The organism is Sporosarcina sp. G11-34, assembly GCF_026931025.1.
Genome location: NZ_JAHNZW010000021.1, coordinates 1 through 20,014 on the forward strand (window position 1 = coordinate 1; position 20,014 = coordinate 20,014).

Here is a 20,014-nt window from a genome sequence, read left to right on the forward strand (position 1 = left end):
GTGTTCCTCAGACCGGAGGTTTGCCGCTCGCTTCCTTCAGATTCCACGTCGCCGTGGACACCCTTGCGTTAAGCTAACTGTTACTTCTACCTTCACAGTTCGGGACTTACACCCTATAGATTACGCCCATGCTGGGCGCACACAAAAATACGGCCTAGGAATGTCCTGGCCGTATTAAACTCATACTTCTGTAGTTGTAATTTCTGGTGCGCCGTATTTGTTTTTTGCGCCGTGCAAGACAGGTCCAACGAATTCGTTTAGTTTCCAACCATTTGAGATTGCTGCTGTAACGAATGTCTTCGCTTCAATGACTGCATCTTTGACGTCCAAACCGTTTGCAAGATTTGCTGTAATTGCCGCTGCGAATGTGCATCCCGCACCGTGGTTATAATCAGTATCTGCTTTTTCTGCTTCAAGAAGTGTAAATGTTTTACCGTCATAAAATAGGTCCACTGCTTTATCATGAACCAATTGCTTACCGCCTTTGATCACAACATTGCGCGCACCCAAAGCGTGAATTTTTTCTGCGGCAACTTTCATATCTTCAACCGTTTTCGGTGTTTTCGTTCCTGCTAGTTGTCCTGCTTCAAACAAGTTAGGTGTGACAATCTCCGCTTTTGGTAACAAAAATTCAATCATTGCATCAACGGTACCTGGATTGAGTACTTCGTCTTCACCTTTACATACCATAACCGGATCGATTACGACGTGGTCAAGTTTTGATTCAGCAATTGCATTACCGGCAGTCTGAATGACTTCTTCTGTGCTCAACATGCCTGTTTTAATCGCATCAATTCCAGTCGACAAAGCTGTTTTAATTTGAGCTTTCAACACATCAATTGGAAGTGAATATACACTGTGGCTCCATTTATTATCTGGATCCATCGTTACAATGACTGTAAGTGCAGTCATACCGTATGTACCGTGTTCCTGGAAAGTTTTCAAATCCGCTGCAATTCCAGCCCCGCCTGATGTATCAGATCCTGCAATTGTCAAAGTCTTTTTAAGTCGCATATTTGAGGTCCCCTTTTGTTTGAATGAATATATCCTATTTTATCAAATTAAATCAAGATTACAATTTTTTCCGACTAAGAAATCTCAATATCCTTAGCAGTTATCAATTTATATGTGGAATAGAAGAGAAATCCCACGATGATGAATGTAATTGCCGCACTAATATAATGGGTGTAAATTGTCAACGCCACAGCAAAAGCGAGCAGGCCAACGAGTCCAATCCCCGCGCAAATGGAGAAAATTAGAAAACCAATTTTCTTTGGTCGTTTTGGAATCTGTTCACCATTACTTGCTACATCCATTACTTTTCTTAATTTATGGCGTAATTGCATATCAGGCACATCGCATCCCCCCAAAAGCCATCTTACCACTAGTTTCTAGTTGTTGAAATAAGATTTTTACTATATTGTAAACATACAAGAGTCAGTCGGAAAAAGAGGAAATGGGGGATAATATGTCGGAAAAGGAAAAGCTTAACGAAATTGAGCGGTTACTCAAGGAGTTAAAAGCGAGCGAAGAAGAAACTGCAGTGACGGTGGAAGAAGCGGAAGAACGACCATCCGGATTTTGGTCCGTTGGAAAAGTATTCTTTTCAATTTGGAAAAAGTCAATCTTACTTATTATTCTTCTAATTGCTACATTGTTGATTGCGCTGTCTTTTGCAACTTTTTATATATTAAAAAATGGAAGTACGTTTACAGAAAAACAAGGGGTGTTTCTTGAACGAATCCAGGAGATAAATGAACTTGCCACGGCTGAAGCCCATACAAAAGTTGTGATTGAACAGGAAGATAACAAAGTGTTTGGCCAAAGTATCGGACTCAATGTAGCCGGCACTAAGCGCAAAATGTTTGTCTTGATCCCGGGATCAGTGAAAGCTGGTGTCGATTTGGCAGGATTGACAAAAAAAGACGTTGTGATTGATGAAGATAAGAAGACGGCTAAATTGACGCTACCACCCGCAAAGTTCTTAGGGGGAGCCGAAATATACTTTGATAGAATTGAAGTGTTTTCTTACGAAGGAATTTTCCGCGGGAAAGCTAATATAGAAGAAGGCTATAAAATCGCTGAGGAAGCCAAGGAATTGATTTTGAAAGATGCTGCGGAGCAGGGTGTATTGAAAACAGCTGAAAATACAGCTGAAAAAACATTGCATGAAATGTTTTTATTCGCAGGTTATGACGTTACGATTGAGTTCAAGGAGTGACCAATATTGTTTGAAGAAAAGCTCGGAAATGATTGGGATGCACTATTACAAGATGAATTTAGAAAACCATATTATTTAAAACTTCGACAGTTTTTAGAAAAGGAATATACCGAGGAAGCAGTTTTTCCACAAAAAAATGAGTTGTGGACGGCTTTTAAATTAACCCCGTTTGATGAGGTCAAAGTTGTGATATTGGGACAAGATCCCTATCACGGTGCGGGACAAGCGCATGGATTAAGTTTCTCTGTGAAGTCGGGTGTGAAAATACCGCCAAGTTTACGCAATATGTTTAAAGAACTAGCTGAAGATATAGGTTGTGAGGTTCCGCAAGACGGGACGCTTTCCGGATGGGCTGAACAAGGTGTGCTCATGTTGAATACAGTACTGACGGTAAGAGAGGCGCAGGCCCATTCGCATAGGAAGCAGGGTTGGGAAACCTTTACAAATGAAGTCATCCGAGTTTTGTCGGCAAGAGATAAACCGGTTGTGTTCGTTTTATGGGGTAGACCCGCACAGGAGAAGAAGAAACTAATCGATTTATCGAAGCATGCGATTGTTGAATCATTCCACCCAAGTCCGTTAAGCGCAAGTCGTGGATTTTTTGGGAGTCGACCCTATTCGAAAGTAAATAAGATTTTGGCGTTATGGGATGAAGAACCAATTGACTGGTGCAGGACAGGCGGAGTCCTTTAATTCGCCTAGTACCCATGATAAGCTAATGGTAAGAGGTCTCGATGTGACCGTTAAAATTTTAAAAAGTGAATACTTTTATTTTACTTGGAATCAGCGAAAATTCTCGTGGATGTATAGCGTACGGTTTTAAAGCACGCGAACTTCCGTCGACTGTTGCGAAAATTTGTCAGGAAGAAAAGAGATGATAGAAAATGATTTCCTACGACCGGATTTTAGAGGAAATGGAACGACAATTAATCAATGCACGCAAAAGCACCAATGAAAACGAAATGCGGGAAGCGCTCGCAGCAATTCGTTCTCTCAGTGAAGTTGCGCTTGGAGGCAGTTCAGAAATGCCTGAAAAAGTTGCCCCGAAAATGATCAAGATGAGTGAGGTTCAATCACTTAATTCGTTGGAAGCTCAACCGCTGATAGAAAAAGACGCAAATGGTGGGTCACTTTTTGATTTTTAGTAGGACTAAAGATACTATTCACTGATATAGGCGGTCTGAACGCTGATAAGTGATTGGTAAGCGCTGATATAGGCATCTGAAACGCCAATAATCTGGGTGTAAGCGCTGATAGTGAGCAAAGAACAGTAGATACATTAATTTGGAAATAGGAAAGTAGGGGAACATATGCCATTCTTCATTATTGCAGGCGCAGTCAACGCAGCAATTGCTGTTATGTTTGGTGCATTCGGTGCACATGCACTAAAAGAAAAACTATCTGAAAAGTATTTAGCGATTTGGGAAACAGCCGTTCAATATCAAATGTTTCACGCACTCGGATTAGTGCTCATAGGAATTCTGATGAGTTCTTCACTCCTCGGACCACTTACACAACTCAATTGGGCTGGTTACTTACTGCTTGCCGGAATTATCATCTTCTCCGGTAGTTTGTACATCCTGAGTCTTTCAGGAATCGGTATTCTCGGTGCAATTACACCAATTGGCGGCGTCGCGTTTATCGCCGGCTGGATTATGCTGATTGTAGCAGCTACTAAATTTGCAAATTAAAAAACTTCCGCAAGCCCAATGGGGTTTGCGGAAGTTTTTTGTTAATCTTGACGCGTATGCATGGTTTGTGGAAAATAATTCACTTGGTCATCAAATTCCGCATAATCAAAATAAATCATAGGAAAAAGATATTGGCGACCCGTTTTAGCTTCATGTACGATAACATGATCGCGGCCGGCTTCTTCTACCCAACCAGTGATATTTCTTGCGTTTAGCGTCTCCCCAACTGTATTGGAAAAAGAAAAGTGGAAAGTTCCTGGTTGACCTATATTTAAGCGCAAAATATTCTCGATGTATGATGTTTCTCCAATAGGTAAGACTGGCCTTCCGCTCGGAGTTGCCGCTGAAGGAGGCATGGGAACTTGTTGCTGTTGAGTAGGCTGTTGAAAATTAGGATTCTGGAAATTCGGCTGTTGAAGATTTGGATTCCAATAATATTGGACCATTAATTCATCCCTTCTTTGACAGAATTAGTTTGAGTTAAACTGTTGGACAGTCACTTGCAAGTGGGGCGAAAAAGCAGTGCGACTTGTAACGACCTGTATTCCATTGACCATACCACTGCGCTGGACACTGACCCGTTGGCATGAAAAACCATAATGCGCGACTAGCGGGATGAAAACGTTCGCCCGCAATGACTCGTCTTGCAAGTTGTATATCTTCAGGGCGCGCGCGTTGGTAGAAGTAGCCCTTTGTAGTTGCTTCAAAACCCCCTGGGCGTTGGAACACCATCTGTTCTAAGCTGCGAATATCGGGAAAGTCTAGGCAGTCACCGAGTACACGGTTTACGCCAACGTTACCAACCATTAGCATGCCCTCAAGGCCATCACCTTCAGCTTCGGCACGCATTAGCCTGGCAAGTAATTCAACTTCCTTCTCGTTGTGTGCTATCACTCCCAAAGAATAACCTCCTCACCTAAAATGTATGCAGTGATGGAATTGAAAATGACAAAAAGATTGCTAGTTAGTTGGGAGAGGCTAGTAATTTGTAGATGATAAATAAAAAAGGTTATCGTGTATTGACAAACAAATCACCGAGTTGGTATAGTATGTGTAACCGGTTACACATCGTGAGGAAAGGTGATCAATTTGGCTAATATTCGTGATGTTGCGAAGAAAGCTGGCGTTTCTGTTGCCACAGTATCAAGGTTTTTAAACAAAAAAGGCTATGTAAGTAAAGAGGCACAGGCAATAATTGAAGAAGCCATTAAAGATTTAAATTACACGCCAAACTCGGTCGCTCGTTCATTAAGTACAAAACAGACGAAATTTATCGGTTTGATTGTGCCAGACATCATGAACCCATTTTTTCCTGAGCTGGCTCGTGCAGTAGAGGATGTTGCTTTAACTTATGGATACACAGTTATATTATGCAACTCTGATGAAAAGGCAGAAAAAGAAATCCATTATATAGAAACACTGAAACAGAAATACGTTGCTGGATTTATCGTAACAACCAATCAATTAGAGGCACTACATTATAAAAAAATAGATTTACCTGTCGTCGCACTAGACCGTCTCATTCATAGTTCCATTCCAACTGTATCGTCGAACAACAAAGAAGGTGCCCGTCTGGGAACAGCTTATCTAATAGAGCAGGGATGTAAAAACATCGTCTGTATGAGGGGCCCTAAAGGGGTAGCAACGGCAGATAATCGGCTTGAAGGATTTTTGGAGGCAACGAAGGGCTCAACAATTGAGACCCATATTATCGAAAGTCCGTTTGACTTTGAGCAATCTGAGCTCATTGCAAGAAGTTTTCTAGAAAAATTACCAGAAGTGGATGGAATCTTCGCAAGTAGTGATGTATCGGCTGCAGGTGCTCTTAAAGCGGCGCATTCACTAGGAATCAGTGTCCCAGAAAAATTACAAATTGTTGGCTTTGACGGTATAGCCCTTGGTGGAATGTTGACGCCAGGCTTAACAACAGTCGGTCAAGATGTGTATAAAATGGGCGCCATTGCAACACGCATGCTTATCAAACAAATTGAAAGAATTCCATTAGAAGAGAAAGAAGTACAAGTTCCGGTTAATTTAATTATTCGCGGAACAACAAGGAGTGAATTATCGTGATTACGATTGTCGGTAGCGTAAATATGGATTTGGTTGTTCAAACAGCAGATTTTCCGAAACAAGGAGAAACAACTATGGGTGAATTATTTACCACGGTACCCGGTGGCAAAGGAGCCAATCAAGCCGTTGCGGCAGCGCGTCTTGGAGGAGATGTTCATATAGTTGCTAATGTTGGCGACGATTTGTTTGGCAAAGAGTTGGTGGAAAACCTCCGAGCAAATTCAGTAAATAGTGAGGGCGTATCAGTAAGTGAGGGCGCGGCTTCAGGAATTGCAAATATTTTATTGTCAGACGGTGATAATCGAATTATTGTCGTACCAGGCGCTAATTACCAATTAACAGCTACGGAAATAGACCTGATGACAAAAAAGATTGAAAAAAGTGATCTTGTAGTCTTACAACTTGAGATTCCGATTCCTACGATTAAGCATACATTGGAGCTTTGTGCCGAACTAGATGTTCCGGTATTAATGAACCCAGCACCCGCAGGAGGATTTCAGAAGGAGTTTCTCCAATATGTAAAATATTTAACGCCGAATGAAACGGAATGTGAACAGATATTTGGCACGGATATGGAAACAGCACTTGAAAATCATCCGAATCAGCTTATCGTGACACTCGGAAGTGCAGGTGCCCGTTTTTATGATGGTGAAAAACATGTAATCGTAGAAGGCTTTAAGACGGAAGTTGTTGATACGACAGGAGCAGGCGACACTTTTAATGGTGCGCTGGCTTATGCATTAGTAGAAGGATTTGGCTTGGGGGAAGCAGTTAAGTTTGGTAACGCAGCTGGCTCGCTAGCGGTTGAGGAGTTTGGCGCACAAGGCGGAATGCCTTCCCGCGAGGATGTTGAACGACGACTCGGAGGCGAACGCTGATGAAAAAGAACGGAATTCTAAATCGAGAGCTAGCTGCCGTATTCGCATCATTAGGTCATACTGACCAAGTGACGATTGCGGACTGTGGATTGCCGATACCTAATGGCGTCCGATGCATCGATTTGTCATATAAGATAGGCAATCCAGCCTTTTTGGAAATATTAGAAGAAGTACTTAGTGATTTAGAGGTGGAAACAGCCTTTATAGCGAACGAAATGAAGGATGAAAATCAGACAGTCTATAAAGAGGTACATAAATTAATACCAAATCTCCAAGGAGTAACACATAATGACTTCAAACAATTAACACATCATTCAAAAGTCATTATCCGTACAGGAGAAGCTACACCTTTCGCAAATATTATTTTGCAATCGGGTGTTATATTCTGAAAGAAGGTGAGAATACATGATTGAAATGACAGGTATTTCAAAAGCTTTTGACGGAAATACCGTATTAAAAGATGTTCAATTCTCTTTACAAAAAGGAGAAATTCACGCACTTATGGGTGAAAATGGTGCAGGGAAATCAACATTAATGAAAATACTAACTGGTATACATACGCACGATACAGGGGAAATAAAGTTGAATGGTGAACTTGTAGATTTTAAAAACCCGAAAGAAGCAGAACGGGCCGGAATCGCGGTAATTCACCAAGAATTAAATATATTACCTGACCTAACCGTGGCGGAAAACCTTTTTCTAGGCAATGAGAAAGTTTATGGCAAGAGCGGAATATTAAAGACGAAACAAATGAACGCAGAAGCGAAAAAAATCTTATCTTCACTGGGCTTGGATGAAGATGTGAGAACACTTACAAGTGAACTATCTGTAGGGAAGCAACAAATTATTGAAATTGCTAAGGCGATGTCTTCCAATGCTGAAGTCATCATTATGGATGAACCAACAGCAGCACTTACGGACAGAGAAATCGAATCTTTATTTGAAACAATTAAAGGACTTCAAGCAAACGGGGTTTCGTTCGTATACATATCTCACCGTATGGAAGAAATTTTTTCTATATGCGACCGAATTACGATTTTACGAGATGGCGATTTTGTAGGCGTCAAAAAGATCAGGGAAACATCTTTTGATGAAATTGTTCAAATGATGGTAGGCCGTGAACTTGGCGAACGTTTTCCAGCACGGAATTCGGTTATCGGCGAAGTTAAATTGGCGGCGCAAGGATTGACGAGAAACGGATGTTTTGAGGATATCTCATTTGAACTCCGTAAAGGTGAAGTGCTTGGTATTTCAGGATTAATGGGGGCAGGGCGAACAGAAGTCGTTCAATCTTTATTTGGTTATAGAAAACTTAATAAAGGAAATCTACTGCTCGATGGAAAACCCGTGAAAATAAAAAATCCGCAGCAAGCAATAAAACTAGGTTTTGGCTATGTAACTGAAGATCGGAAGTCAGAGGGACTTATTGTAGACTTTTCTGTTAAAGAAAACTTGAGCTTAACGAATTTCCAAAAAGTATCAAACAATGGTGTCCTCAATTCACGCAATGAAAAAGAATTGTACGATTCGATGGTAGAACGCTTGGGGGTTCGTGTTTCGGGACCTGAACAAGCAGCGAAGTCATTGAGTGGTGGAAACCAACAAAAAGTGGTTATTGCCAAATGGCTCGGAATAGAGCCTGAGGTATTGATATTAGACGAACCGACCCGTGGAGTAGATGTCGGCGCAAAAAAAGAAATATATACCATAATTAATGAACTTGCAGAGAGAGGGGTCGCAATCTTGATGATTTCATCTGAGCTTCCCGAAATTATAGGAATGGCAGATCGCGTCCTCGTCATGCATGAAGGAAATCTTATGGCTGAACTATCAAAAGATGAAATGACACAAGAGAAAATTATGCATTATGCTACGGGAGGTGAGAAAGTTGCTCAAATCTAAATCAACTTCGATTTTTCAAAAAATAGGACCATTAATTGGTCTGTTACTTATTGTGGTCATTATTTCGATAATGAACCCGAGCTTTCTAGCGATGAACAACTTACTCAACGTATTAAGACAAGTATCTATCAACGCGCTCATCGCTTTCGGAATGACATTTGTAATTCTGACAGGGGGAATTGATTTATCTGTAGGCTCCATCTTAGCTTTAACGGGAGCTGTAACTGCAGGTCTGATGGCGGGTGGTATGGATCCAATGCTTGCCATGTTCTTAGGTTTATTGTTGGGTGCAATACTCGGTGCGATTAACGGAATTATTATCGCAAAAGGTAAAGTGGCGCCATTTATCGCAACACTTGCGACGATGACGATATACCGGGGATTGACGCTCGTTTATACAGAAGGGCGCCCAATTTCAGGACTTGGTGATTCAACTGCGTTCAAAATGTTAGGAAAAGGGTACTTGTTCGGCATTCCAGTTCCCGTTATTACAATGGCAATTACATTTGGTATATTGTATTTCATATTGAAAAAGACAACATTCGGTCGCAGAGTTTATGCGGTTGGCGGCAATGAAGAAGCATCTAAACTATCAGGAATAAGTGTTGATCGCATAAAAATATATGTGTATGCCTTAACAGGTTTGCTGGCAGCACTCGCTGCGCTCATTCTAACATCGAGACTGAACTCCGCCCAGCCAACAGCAGGCAATATGTTTGAACTCGATGCAATTGCAGCAGTTGTTCTAGGCGGGACAAGTTTAACAGGTGGGCGAGGTTGGATTGTGGGCACGTTAATAGGAGCACTCATTATTGGCGTATTAAATAACGGGTTAAATCTAATTGGTGTCTCTTCCTTCTTCCAGCAAGTGGTGAAAGGATTAGTAATATTAATTGCAGTTTTATTAGATCGCAAAAAAACAGCTTAAGGGAGATGTTAGAGAATGAAAAACATTAAATTAGTGTTAATGATGGCGGTTATACTTGTACTTGCTGCATGTTCTACAGATGCACCAGGAGAAAAAAAGGATAGCGGATCGAAAGGTACAGATGGTGAATATAATATCGGCTTTTCTATTTCAACGCTAAACAACCCGTTCTTTGTCACGCTGAATGAAGGAGCAGAAGCGAAGGCGAAGGAATTAGGCGCAGAGATGACAGTAATCGATGCACAGGACGATGCTTCAAAACAAGCAAGTGATGTAGAAGATTTAATTCAACAAGGTGTCGATTTGATTTTGATCAACCCTACGGACTCTCAAGCGGTTGTATCCGCTGTTCAATCTGCAAATGATGCGGGTATTCCTGTTATTACCGTTGACCGCAGTGCAGAAGGTGCTGTGGTAGTTTCTCACATCGCATCTGACAATGAAGCCGGCGGAGAATTAGCTGGAGAATACTTAATAGAGCTAGTCGGTGAAGGTGCGAAAGTAGCAGAATTGGAAGGTGTTTCCGGTTCATCAGCTGCACGTGACCGTGGTGCAGGATTTAATACTGTAGTTGAAGGTAAATTGGACATCGTTGCGAAGCAAACTGCAAACTTTAACCGTGCAGAAGGTTTGACAGTTGCGGAGAATATTATTCAAGGGAACCCCGATATTAAAGGGATATTTGCTCATAACGATGAAATGGCGCTTGGTGCAATAGAAGCAGTTGAAGCATCTGGAAAAGACATTATAGTCATTGGATTTGATGCAACAGAAGATGCTGTAAAATCGGTTGAAAATGGTAAACTAAAAGGGACAGTTGCTCAGAAACCTGACCTTATTGGTTCAAAAGCGGTAGAAACCGCAATCCAATCATTAAAAGGTGAAGAGGTTGAAGAATTTATTCCTGTTGAACTGGACTTAATTAAGAAATAACAACTAAAAAATAAAGCCCGAATAACGAACACGCAAAATGCGTTCAGTTATTCGGGCTTTTTTATGGAATAAATAGAGTTGTACTTAATATGCAATTCAAAGTTGCCTATTAAAGCATTTGTATACAATACATATTCAACTTATATAGCGAAGAATTCTGCCGTTTTCTTGTCATCTAAAATCGTACCGACGAAGAATGAACCGAATTCTGCATAGCGTGCGCTTACTTCATCAAAACGCATTTCATAAATGATTTTCTTGAACTGAAGTACGTCATCTGAAAACAGTGTAACGCCCCACTCGTAATCGTCAAAACCGACAGATCCCGAAATGATTTGTTTGATCTTTCCAGCGTAGCTACGACCAATCATACCGTGGTCATACATTAACTTTTTACGCGTGTCCATGTCTAACATGAACCAGTTATCATCGCCGTCGCGTTTTTTATCCATAGGATAGAAACAGATGTATTGGCTACGTGGCAGTTCTGGATACAAACGTCCGCGAACGTAAGGGTTTTCATATGGATCTGCATCAGAATCACCTGCAAGGTAGTTAGACAATTCAACCACTGAAACGTAAGAATAAGCTGGTATTGTAAAGTCGGCAATCGCAAGTTTATTAAATTCATTTTCAAGCTCTTGTAGTTCGTCCATTGTTGGACGCAAAATCATAAGCATGAAATCCGCTTTTTGCCCGATTACTGTATAGAAAGCATGGCTTCCTGTTTTATCATCATGTGCTTTTTGAAGTTTTTCAAGGTATTGATTAAATTCTGCAACGATTGTTTGGCGCTCTTCTTCTGAAATCAGTTTCCAAGAGGTCCAGTCCATTGACCGTAGATCATGTAATGCATACCATCCATCGAGGGTAATTGCTGCTTCGTTCATTTATAAGCCACTCCTTTTATAGTGTGTTTACATCGTCTCAAGTGTAGCATATTGGTATCGGAATGACCCTTGAAGCGCGGTGTTGTCACGAATTTGACATGAAGTGTGCGCCTGTTAAGATACGGGGAATTCGTGTATGCTATAAGCAGAAGAATGGATTGAAAGGCGGGCTACGAATGTCAAATTTATTTGAAGAAGTAAAAGAAAAGTTACGCGGAAACGAAAAATCAATTGTGCTACCAGAAGGTACGGATGAGCGAGTTCTTCAAGCAGCCTCTCGTTTACAGAGTGAAGGACTAGTGCAGCCGATATTACTAGGCAATGAAACTGAAGTGAGGCAGGCCGCTAAGGTATCAAATATAGATGTTACAACAATGATAATTATAGATCCTGAACAAGCGCCATACTTTGAAGATCTCGTTAAACAATTAGTGGAGCGCCGTGCTGGTAAAACGACAGTTGAGCAAGCACGAGAATTGCTGCTAAGCGTCAATTACTTTGGAACAATGCTTGTCTATTCCGGACGCGCTGACGGGCTTGTAAGCGGGGCAGTGCATTCTACGGCGGATACGGTTCGGCCGGCACTTCAAATTATTCGCACAAAACCTGGCGTTTCGAAGACAAGTGGTGCATTTATTATGATGAAAAATGAGGAGAAACTCGTATTCGCCGATTGTGCAATTACAGTTAACCCGACATCTCAAGAGTTGGCTGAAATCGCTGTTGAAAGCGCAAAAACGGCCCGCTCATTTGGCATAAATCCACGAGTCGCGATGCTGTCATTTTCAACAAAAGGCTCAGCGGTGACTGACGAAACGGAAAAGGTTGCGAAAGCAGCAAAAATTGCACAAACGCTAGCACCTGAATTGGCAATTGACGGAGAGTTTCAATTTGATGCAGCATACGTACCCGAAATTGCACAGACAAAAGCACCAAGTTCTGTCATTCAAGGCGATGCAAACGTCTTTGTGTTTCCAACCCTCGAAGCAGGGAATATTGGCTATAAATTAACCGAAAGACTTGGCGGCTACGAGGCGATTGGTCCGATTTTACAAGGGCTAAACGCACCGGTAAACGATTTGTCGAGAGGTTGTTCAGCAGATGATGTCTATAAACTTAGCTTGATAACCGCTGCCCAAAGTCTATGATCAGGAGAGAATAACATGTCAATTTATGATTCGTATTTACACATTCCAGAGTGGCGATTTATGGATGAATCCATTAGTGCACGCAATCGCTCCGCGCTCGAATCATTTGCTGCCGACGATACACTTTGCCATCTGGTCGGCCAAAAAATGAGTACCCCAACAATTCGTACATGGGTCCATGACAATACAGTCGTTCTCGGCATTCAGGATCACCGACTCCCGCTCATAAATGATGCGGTGTCGATGTTGGAGAATAAAGGATATAAATCCATAGTTCGTAATTCCGGCGGGCTCGCTGTGGTTCTTGACGAGGGTGTTTTAAATATTTCAATGATATTTACTGAACAGGACAAGTCCATTGATATTTCTACGGGGTATGAAGTTATGCTTGAATTTGTTCGGATGCTATTTCCGGAAGCTGACGGTCAAATCGAAGCCTATGAAATTGTAGGTTCGTATTGTCCAGGCTCCTATGACCTTAGCATTGACGGACGCAAATTCGCTGGAATCTCGCAACGTCGACTGCGCCAAGGTATTGCGGTTCAAGTCTATCTATGTGTGGAAGGCAGTGGATCAGAACGCGCCGAATTAATTCGCGACCTATACGAAGTTGGCTTGCAAGGAGAGGAGACGAAGTTCTCTTATCCTGCTATTAAACCCGAAGTAATGGCCTCACTTTCCGAACTACTTGGAATGGAACTCACTGTAAACGAGGTGGTCATCCGTGTTCAATTACTCTTGCAATTCCTTGCGAACGATGTTGTGATTGGCGGATTCCAAGAAGACGAAATGGAACTCTATTCATTTTATTTACACCGCGTTTTTGAACGCAATAAGAAAATGCTTATTTAATGATGAGAAAGGTTGTTCTCTAAACAAGAGGCCACTGAAAAACTAGTTCACTTTGGATATTCTAGTTGATTGGAGTGCAGAGCGGCGACTCCGGTGGGATCAGCGGGACAGGTTAGACCCCGCAGGAGCAGGTTTATGCGATGAGGAGGCTCACCTCCCGCCCCACGGAAAGCGTCAGGGAAAGATTGAACTGTAACTTTCCGCACTGTCCGCTCGGAACGGAAATCAACGGTGTTACAGAAAGTCAGACTTTTTCAGTGGCCTCCTAAACAAGGACAACCATTTTTTACTCAGAATAATGGTGTAAGAAATATATATAACCGCATACAGAAAAAAACCACCAATCAATTGCTGATTGGTGGTTCTTTTGATACGAGATTACCGTTTTGTTCCATCATGAAGACGGGAGCACTGCGGTCTTCGATGTCGTCTAATGTGACAAGGCGACGCGCGCGGTTCATAATTTGAACAAATTGTTCATAATCAGTTCGGAGTGTTTCATTTTCTTCTTTAAGTTTATTAATTTCCTTCTCTAGCTTATCGATAGTGGCGGTCGCTGCTTTTGCAGTGTGGCGCCAGCGTATTGATTCACCATCGCCCCCACCTGTATGGTGCAATCTTACAAGGTAGGCGATAACCGTATCTAGCGTGAGTGCTGATAACGGCACCGAGACTCTATTATCCTCATTACTGCCCTGTGTGGGCGTGTACAACTGTTGTCCGCGACGCTTAAAATCTTTACCTAGCATTCTGATAGCCTGTTTACGTTCTTTCTTCGACTCTTCAAGCTCTTGATCATAATCTCGCCTAACGACTGCATTCCATCTGAAACCACAAGCCGCGGCTGTACGATTCAGTGCATCGCCAACCTCTTCAAAAGCACTCAATTGCGTGCTACCTTCACGAACATGACGAAGTACCGTTTCGGCCAATAAAATATCATTTTCTTCCATCCAAGCATCCTGCCTAACTTTTACCATAGTAGTGCCTCCTGCCAATTTAGTAGTCTCTTTCTACTGTCAGTCTGTACACTAAATCACTATTTTATTCATTGATTAAACTCATTGTGTCAGGATTGTAAAAAATATTTCATATCGGAGGCTTTCAGAGATGGCTTTTTTTGAGTACAATGGAGTGAGGGAGTTACCGGAGGTGTGAAATGGAATACAAAAACGAAAAGCTAATTGAGGAAAAAGTATTCAAAGATCCAGTGCATAGATACATACATGTAAACGACAAAGTGATTTGGGACGTCATCGGAACACGAGAGTTCCAGCGCTTACGTCGGATCAAACAACTAGGAACAACGTATCTTGTTTTTCACGGGGCCGAACATAGCCGGTTCCATCATTCGCTCGGTGTCTACGAAATCGTTCGCCGGATTGTTGATGATGGCTTTAGCGGAAGGCCCGAGTGGAACGATGAAGAGCGTCTTGTCGCGCTTTGTGCAGCGTTATTGCACGACTTGGGACATGGCCCATTTTCACATGCTTTTGAAAATGTCTTTAATCTTGACCACGAACAATTCACACAGGCAATTTTACTGGGAGATACAGAAGTGAATAAAGTCTTGACCCGTGTATCACCCGAATTCCCACAAAAAGTCGCTGATGTTATCGGTAAAACATATCCAGATAAGCTTGTTGTAAGTCTTATCTCAAGCCAAATAGATGCGGACCGGATGGATTACTTACAGCGAGATGCTTATTTTACAGGCGTATCTTACGGTCATTTTGATATGGAAAGAATATTGCGCGTAATGCGCCCCTCAGAAGAGCAAGCAGTCGTTAAGTCTAGTGGGATGCACGCAGTAGAAGACTATATTATGAGCCGCTACCAAATGTACTGGCAAGTCTATTTCCACCCAGTCTCGCGAAGTGCGGAAGTTATTTTGACGAAAATCTTACATCGTGCTAAATATTTATATGAATCTGGGTACATATTTAAACAAGTGCCTACTCATTTTCAAACCTTTTTTGACCGGACATTCCTATTAGAAGATTATATCTCCTTAGACGAAGGTGTAATGACAACTTATTTTCAACAGTGGATGAAAGAGTCAGATTGGGTGTTGGCCGATTTAAGTTCTCGGTTTATTAACCGCAGATTATTCCAATACGTCGAATTTAATCCGGCAGAAGAGTACGAAAAACTACACGAATTAAAAAGCTTATTCATAGAAGCAGGCATAGATCCTGAGTATTATCTTGTTGTAGATTCATCATCAGATTTACCATACGATTTTTACAGGCCAGGCGAAGAAAACGAACGCTTGCCAATCTTTTTAGAAATGCCAAACGGGGAACTTAGCGAGATATCCCGCTCATCTGACGTAGTAGATGCAATTTCCGGAAAAAGACGAACCGATCATAAACTCTATTTTCCAGAAGATTTACTAGAAGCTGGCAAAGAGGATAATCCATTGTACGGGCAGATTTTACAGATGTTGAATAACTAGAAAGGGTGGACAACTTGTTGCAAGAACATGCTAAAATAGTCCAGTTTATTTCAGTGGCAGAAGAAGTAACAGGACGAAAAAAACTTCAGAAAATGATTTATATAGCCAAAAGAATGCAATTCCCTTTTGCCGAAAAATATGAGCTCCATATGTACGGACCTTATTCAGAAGAATTGACGCTACGGGTTGAAGAACTATGTGAGATGGGTTTTATAAACGAGCAATTCATAAATAAAGGATCTTATTCACAATACCAATACAACGTAACAGACGAAGGTCTGCGCTTTCTAGAAACCGCAGACCCTGTTCACGACAGACTGACCGGCTTTGCCCAAAAAATGCAAGTGCAAAGTTCACGCTTTCTCGAACTGGTCTCAACACTTTTGTACTTCGATCATCTCGATAAAAAAGAACAAATTGAAAAAGTACATATTGTAAAAAACAAATTAAGATTCACCGAACAAGAAATGACTGCCGCATTCGACTTCATAGAAGAAATGGAAAACTATGTAGTAAACTAAAAAACAGGCTCCCACGACAAAAAAGTCGTAGGAGCCTGTTTTTTATAAGCCTAAGAAGGCAATGAGTCATTTTCTTAGTACACCAAACTTAGTTGATTGGAGTGAAGAGCGGCGACTCCAGCGGAAATAGCTTGAGCTGAAGACCCTGGACTGAGCGCAGCGAGGGAAGCGGCTGAAGCCAAGCCCGCGGAAAGCGTCCGCTCGTAACGGAAATCAACGATTTAGTACCCAAGTATTGGGAATCAACATCCCAGCTAAAACAAAATTACTCCTCATCAACCGGGCGTTTCCCGGCTACAGAATAATCACTTTTGGACATTTCCTCGATAAAGACAACAACATTTTCAGCAGGTGCACCAGTTGTTTCAGCAACAGCTTCAGTGACCTTTTCACATAGCGCACGTTTCTGATCATCCGTACGTCCTTCGAACATTTTTACAGTTACATATGGCATTTTCTTTTCCCTCCCTCTAACTATCCAGTATACTAAGTAATAATATCAGAGTTGGAGGGGTAAACAAATGGAAAATGAACAGAAACCAAAACCAAAACCGAAACTAGGCTTTACAATTATAAAAAATGATCCAACCGACGGTCATAAAGGATTCGGGATTGGTTCATTGTCATTGGAAAACGTGTCACCAGTTGTCATTGATGTAGAAGAGGAAATCGCTACAATCGAAATTGGGGCAATGCATGCGAGAAGTCCACTAGAGCGTGGCATTCGATTTTTACCTGACCGCGAGGAATCCGCAAACGGAAAATTATACTGGCTCGTCTGGGTGACCATAGATTATAAAGAAGAAGGTCCTTACTATGCCGGCGTAACAGCTTGTGAAATGGTTATCGACCGTCCGATTCGACGAGGCTATAAAAATTTCATCGAGCATATGAACAAATTGGATAAATCGATGAAAGGCTCAATCATGGTTGATCATATAGACGATACTGCAAAACGTGTCCTAGCTGAATTTTTAGAAGGACATAATAAAGAGTTATGGGATCGTAGCCCACAGGAACTTCACGAGGGACTTCGTATTCAAACCTCGTAAATATGGACGACGTTCTTCAAATACTTTCATCAGTAGGCTTGAATGTACGCTTAAAAGAAAGTACACTAAGGATAGCTTGCTAATGTAAGCTAGGACTGCCGAATTAGTCTACGTAATTAGGCAAAGGAAATCAACCAAACCCAAGCGCGGTTTCCTTTGGTTGAAAACGCACTAAATTGGCAAAAAAAGCTTCTTTCCTTCAAATGAGGGAAAGAAGCTTTTTTAATACATTGATATATATATATATTATTTACCTCGTTGGATAGTTAAAAATCAATCTTTCCTGTGGAAAGTTAAAAATCAATCTTTCCTGTGGAAAGTTAAAAATCAATCTTTCCTACTTAATCAAAAAATGAAAATGGGAATAAGTTGAATTCTTTTCCTTCACTTGAATTGCGCAGTTCTTGGAGTGATTTGTCCGTACATAGTTTCTGTGGCATATCTTTATCTTTCACATACACAAGGCGTTGTCGCTCGCACTCGGTAACCGCAAGTCCACCCGTTTCCACGTCAATAATTACACTACTCACACCGGTTGGAGGGATAAAGGGTTCGGGTGGCGTACCGCTTAGCGCCGTTTCCATGAACTCAATCCAGATTTTTTTAGACGCAGCTTTATCATCGCTATTTTCTAATCGTTCATCCACATCATAACCAGTCCAAATCCCAGCAGTTAGTGAAGGCGTATAACCAATTAAATATTGGTCCCACTCCGTTGTCCCAGATTTTGCGGCGTACGGCCTAGTTTGTTTAGGTCGCATGGATAACCCAGTTGCTGCGGAATAGTCATTGAAAACGGGATCGAACATCCCAGTTAATAAGTGGGTTAAAACAAATGCATCTTGCTCCGACATAATTTGTTTAGGTTTCTTTTTCGTACGTTCATAAACCGTTTTTCCGTCTGCATCTGAAATCGAGATAATTGTCGTCGGCATTAACTCAACGCCACCAGCCGCAATCCGACTGTATGCATTCGTCATTTCGACTAATGTGACGACAGAAGTACCAAGCGCAACCGCAGGGACCTCATTAATTTTAGCATCAATACCCAGGCGCTCGGCCATATCACGGTACTTTTTATAACCGATATCCTCCAACGTCTTCACCGCAAATATATTATCTGAAATCGCTAGTGCTTGCGCAAGAGAAATAGGATGATCTGCAAACTTTCCGTTCACATTTTTGGGCTCATATTTTTGTCGTCCATCATCAAATGTAAAAATCGTCTTTTCTGGCAATAAAAAACTAAGCGGATTAAATCCGTTTTCAAGCGCTGCTGCATACAACACTGGTTTCATTGCAGATCCAGGCTGTCGCTTTGCCTGAGTTGCACGATTATAAGGACTTTGTGCATAATCAACACCGCCTACAAGTGAAGTAATGGCACCATTTTTCGGATCAATCGACATAAAGCCAATTTGAAGTCCGCTTTTTGGCATCCATTTATCAATAATTTCTTCAGCGGTTTGTTGGTGGTGGACGTTAAGTGTTGTTCGGATTGTCCAGCCGCCTTCAGCGGGATAGCGACCTTTCTCGGTGAGTAATTTTTCGGCTTCGCGCCAAACCTCATCTAAAAAGTAGGGGGCAATGCGTTCGGTGTCCTTCCATTCCTTTGTTTTGAGCACAATATCTTCTTCAACCGCGCGCTGTGCCTGCTTATCCGTAATGTAGCCCTGTGCCGTCATTAATGCTAAGACAAGTTCTTTTCGTTCCTTTGAATTATTTGGATGATCAAGTGGAGAATATACGGAAGGGCCTTTTGCGATTGCTGTTATGACTGCCGACTCCTCAAGCGTAAGATCCTTTGCAGGCTTACCGAAGTAAAATTGGCTCGCCGCCTCAACGCCGTACATGCCGTGTCCAAAATAGACTGTATTTAAATAACCCTCCAAAATGTCATCTTTATCATAAAAGATTTCCATACGGTAGGTATACAATGCTTCAGTTGCTTTTCGGGTCCATGTTTTTGCTTGTGATAAATACAAATTCTTGGCGTACTGCATTGTAATTGTACTTGCGCCCTCAGCCTTACTTTGCGTTTTGATGTCTTTCAGTAAAGCCCCGGCAATTCGTTTATAATCAAATCCATTATGTTTGTAAAAGTTTTTATCTTCCGTCGCAATGACTGCATCTAGCAGAAATGGGGAAATCTCATCTAGACTAACCCAATACCTCCGCTCAGCAGAAAATTTGTCGCCAATTTGCTTTCCGTCTTCATCCAAGAAAACGGAAGCTTTCGGAACACTGAGAGACGGGGCGCCGGTAATTTGCGCATAAAGCCTCAGAGCTCCAAATAAAGTGAGGGCGGCTGTAAGTGCGGTAAGTGCTAGCAAAGATAATCGACGCCAAAAGATGCGCTTTTTTTTCTCTTTCTGGTAAACTGCTCGCCGCATAAAATCCCTCCCCGTCGATGTATTTGTTTGTAGTATGCGACGCCGACGTCAAGATTAAACGGCTATTTCACATT

At 41.8% G+C, this 20,014-nt stretch carries 23 protein-coding genes; 15 read left to right on the forward strand and 8 right to left on the reverse strand.

What is annotated here, in order from left to right:
• Positions 1-180: 180 nt before the first annotated feature.
• Both thiD and KSU66_RS19615 read right to left on the reverse strand, forming a co-directional pair.
• Positions 181-1,014, reverse strand: coding sequence for a bifunctional hydroxymethylpyrimidine kinase/phosphomethylpyrimidine kinase (gene thiD / locus KSU66_RS19610; protein WP_269053152.1), 834 nt, complete (start codon positions 1,012-1,014; stop codon positions 181-183).
• Between the two features lie 74 nt (positions 1,015-1,088).
• Positions 1,089-1,355: a hypothetical protein gene (locus tag KSU66_RS19615; RefSeq protein ID WP_269053153.1), complete on the reverse strand. Its 267-nt coding sequence runs from the start codon at positions 1,353-1,355 to the stop codon at positions 1,089-1,091.
• 113 nt (positions 1,356-1,468) lie between these two features.
• On the opposite strand from KSU66_RS19615, the gene KSU66_RS19620 reads away from it, so the two are divergent.
• The 4 genes from KSU66_RS19620 to KSU66_RS19635 all read left to right on the forward strand — a co-directional run bounded on the left by KSU66_RS19620 (position 1,469) and on the right by KSU66_RS19635 (position 3,912).
• Positions 1,469-2,221, forward strand: coding sequence for a DUF4230 domain-containing protein (locus KSU66_RS19620; protein WP_269053154.1), 753 nt, complete (start codon positions 1,469-1,471; stop codon positions 2,219-2,221).
• A 6-nt stretch (positions 2,222-2,227) separates the two neighbouring features.
• Positions 2,228-2,914: a uracil-DNA glycosylase gene (locus tag KSU66_RS19625; RefSeq protein WP_269053155.1), complete on the forward strand. Its 687-nt coding sequence runs from the start codon at positions 2,228-2,230 to the stop codon at positions 2,912-2,914.
• Positions 2,915-3,105: 191 nt separating this feature from the next.
• Positions 3,106-3,366, forward strand: a complete 261-nt coding sequence (locus KSU66_RS19630) for a YwdI family protein (protein WP_269053156.1) — start codon at positions 3,106-3,108, stop codon at positions 3,364-3,366.
• A 165-nt stretch (positions 3,367-3,531) separates the two neighbouring features.
• Positions 3,532-3,912, forward strand: a complete 381-nt coding sequence (locus KSU66_RS19635; RefSeq protein ID WP_269053157.1) for a DUF423 domain-containing protein — start codon at positions 3,532-3,534, stop codon at positions 3,910-3,912.
• Between the two features lie 41 nt (positions 3,913-3,953).
• Here the strand turns inward: KSU66_RS19635 and KSU66_RS19640 are convergent, their stop codons facing one another.
• Positions 3,954-4,358 (reverse strand): spore coat protein GerQ, encoded by a 405-nt coding sequence (locus tag KSU66_RS19640; RefSeq protein WP_269053158.1) that lies wholly within the window; start codon positions 4,356-4,358, stop codon positions 3,954-3,956.
• 34 nt (positions 4,359-4,392) lie between these two features.
• Entirely contained in the window at positions 4,393-4,761 is a 369-nt protein-coding gene (locus KSU66_RS19645) for a cell wall hydrolase (protein WP_443029012.1), read from the reverse strand.
• Positions 4,762-4,992: 231 nt separating this feature from the next.
• On the opposite strand from KSU66_RS19645, the gene KSU66_RS19650 reads away from it, so the two are divergent.
• From KSU66_RS19650 to rbsB, 6 genes are read left to right on the forward strand one after another with little or no spacing between them, the layout of a single operon-like run.
• Complete coding sequence (locus tag KSU66_RS19650) at positions 4,993-5,985, forward strand: LacI family DNA-binding transcriptional regulator (protein WP_329958865.1); 993 nt, start codon at positions 4,993-4,995, stop codon at positions 5,983-5,985.
• Entirely contained in the window at positions 5,982-6,863 is an 882-nt protein-coding gene (gene rbsK, locus KSU66_RS19655) for a ribokinase (protein WP_269053161.1), read from the forward strand. Before KSU66_RS19650 ends, rbsK begins: the two co-directional genes overlap by 4 nt.
• Positions 6,863-7,252: a D-ribose pyranase gene (gene rbsD, locus KSU66_RS19660; RefSeq protein WP_269053162.1), complete on the forward strand. Its 390-nt coding sequence runs from the start codon at positions 6,863-6,865 to the stop codon at positions 7,250-7,252. Before rbsK ends, rbsD begins: the two co-directional genes overlap by 1 nt.
• A 16-nt stretch (positions 7,253-7,268) precedes the next feature.
• Positions 7,269-8,765 carry a sugar ABC transporter ATP-binding protein gene (locus tag KSU66_RS19665; protein ID WP_269053163.1) on the forward strand — a complete coding sequence of 499 codons (1,497 nt, stop codon included), beginning with the start codon at positions 7,269-7,271 and terminating at the stop codon, positions 8,763-8,765.
• Positions 8,752-9,693 carry a ribose ABC transporter permease gene (gene rbsC / locus KSU66_RS19670; protein ID WP_329958866.1) on the forward strand — a complete coding sequence of 314 codons (942 nt, stop codon included), beginning with the start codon at positions 8,752-8,754 and terminating at the stop codon, positions 9,691-9,693. Before KSU66_RS19665 ends, rbsC begins: the two co-directional genes overlap by 14 nt.
• A gap of 15 nt (positions 9,694-9,708) precedes the next feature.
• Positions 9,709-10,626: a ribose ABC transporter substrate-binding protein RbsB gene (gene rbsB, locus KSU66_RS19675; protein WP_269053165.1), complete on the forward strand. Its 918-nt coding sequence runs from the start codon at positions 9,709-9,711 to the stop codon at positions 10,624-10,626.
• A 140-nt stretch (positions 10,627-10,766) separates the two neighbouring features.
• On the opposite strand, the gene hemQ is transcribed toward rbsB, so the two are convergent.
• Positions 10,767-11,516 (reverse strand): hydrogen peroxide-dependent heme synthase, encoded by a 750-nt coding sequence (gene hemQ, locus KSU66_RS19680; protein WP_269053166.1) that lies wholly within the window; start codon positions 11,514-11,516, stop codon positions 10,767-10,769.
• Between the two features lie 176 nt (positions 11,517-11,692).
• Between hemQ and pta the strand changes: the two genes are divergently transcribed.
• Both pta and KSU66_RS19690 read left to right on the forward strand, forming a co-directional pair.
• On the forward strand, positions 11,693-12,664 hold the full coding sequence (pta, locus tag KSU66_RS19685; protein WP_269053167.1) for a phosphate acetyltransferase: 972 nt from the start codon (positions 11,693-11,695) through the stop codon (positions 12,662-12,664).
• Between the two features lie 15 nt (positions 12,665-12,679).
• Positions 12,680-13,516, forward strand: coding sequence for a lipoate--protein ligase family protein (locus tag KSU66_RS19690; RefSeq protein WP_269053168.1), 837 nt, complete (start codon positions 12,680-12,682; stop codon positions 13,514-13,516).
• A 344-nt stretch (positions 13,517-13,860) separates the two neighbouring features.
• Here KSU66_RS19690 and KSU66_RS19695 read toward each other — a convergent pair whose 3' ends face one another.
• Positions 13,861-14,496, reverse strand: a complete 636-nt coding sequence (locus KSU66_RS19695; RefSeq protein WP_269053169.1) for an RsfA family transcriptional regulator — start codon at positions 14,494-14,496, stop codon at positions 13,861-13,863.
• A gap of 179 nt (positions 14,497-14,675) precedes the next feature.
• Between KSU66_RS19695 and KSU66_RS19700 the strand changes: the two genes are divergently transcribed.
• Both KSU66_RS19700 and KSU66_RS19705 read left to right on the forward strand, forming a co-directional pair.
• Positions 14,676-15,974 (forward strand): HD domain-containing protein, encoded by a 1,299-nt coding sequence (locus KSU66_RS19700; RefSeq protein WP_269053170.1) that lies wholly within the window; start codon positions 14,676-14,678, stop codon positions 15,972-15,974.
• A gap of 14 nt (positions 15,975-15,988) precedes the next feature.
• Positions 15,989-16,495, forward strand: a complete 507-nt coding sequence (locus KSU66_RS19705) for a YwgA family protein (protein ID WP_269053171.1) — start codon at positions 15,989-15,991, stop codon at positions 16,493-16,495.
• Between the two features lie 265 nt (positions 16,496-16,760).
• Here the strand turns inward: KSU66_RS19705 and KSU66_RS19710 are convergent, their stop codons facing one another.
• Complete coding sequence (locus KSU66_RS19710; RefSeq protein WP_269053199.1) at positions 16,761-16,973, reverse strand: 2-hydroxymuconate tautomerase; 213 nt, start codon at positions 16,971-16,973, stop codon at positions 16,761-16,763.
• 43 nt (positions 16,974-17,016) lie between these two features.
• Between KSU66_RS19710 and KSU66_RS19715 the strand changes: the two genes are divergently transcribed.
• Positions 17,017-17,547, forward strand: coding sequence for a YwhD family protein (locus KSU66_RS19715; RefSeq protein WP_269053172.1), 531 nt, complete (start codon positions 17,017-17,019; stop codon positions 17,545-17,547).
• Between the two features lie 341 nt (positions 17,548-17,888).
• Here KSU66_RS19715 and KSU66_RS19720 read toward each other — a convergent pair whose 3' ends face one another.
• Entirely contained in the window at positions 17,889-19,940 is a 2,052-nt protein-coding gene (locus KSU66_RS19720) for a transglycosylase domain-containing protein (RefSeq protein WP_269053173.1), read from the reverse strand.
• Between the last annotated feature and the right edge of the window lie 74 nt (positions 19,941-20,014).